The organism is Lactiplantibacillus sp. 7.2.4 (assembly GCF_018991185.1).
Lineage (GTDB): Bacteria > Bacillota > Bacilli > Lactobacillales > Lactobacillaceae > Lactiplantibacillus > Lactiplantibacillus pentosus.
Genome location: NZ_JAGYGS010000182.1, coordinates 1 through 371, shown reverse-complemented (window position 1 = coordinate 371; position 371 = coordinate 1). Strand labels below are relative to the sequence as shown.

At 42.6% G+C, this 371-nt stretch carries 1 protein-coding gene; it reads left to right on the top strand.

Annotated features, from left to right (window positions below):
* On the top strand, positions 1-371 hold a 371-nt coding region (locus KGF70_RS17115; RefSeq protein ID WP_216786537.1), incomplete at both ends, for a DDE-type integrase/transposase/recombinase.

Below are 371 nucleotides of genomic sequence, written 5' to 3'. Positions count from 1 at the left end.
CCTGCTACTTATCAACCATCATGGACCTGCACTCACGACGGATTATCGGCTATTCGTTCTCAAAAAAGATGGCTACTGATTTAGTCTTAAAGACCCTTGAAAGCGCGGTTAAAAATCGAACCATTACTGGGGACCTGATTATCCATACGGATTTAGGATCACAGTATACCAGCGATGATTACAATCAACGTTTAACTGAGCTACATATCTGCCACTCATACAGCCGTAAGGGTTGTCCGTATGATAATGCGCCAATGGAATCCTTTCACGCTTCTCTCAAAAAGGAATGTGTTTATCCAGTGCCGGTCTTTGAAGATTATGAAACTGCCGCTGCCGTCCTTTTTGAATATGTGCATGCTTTCTACAATAGA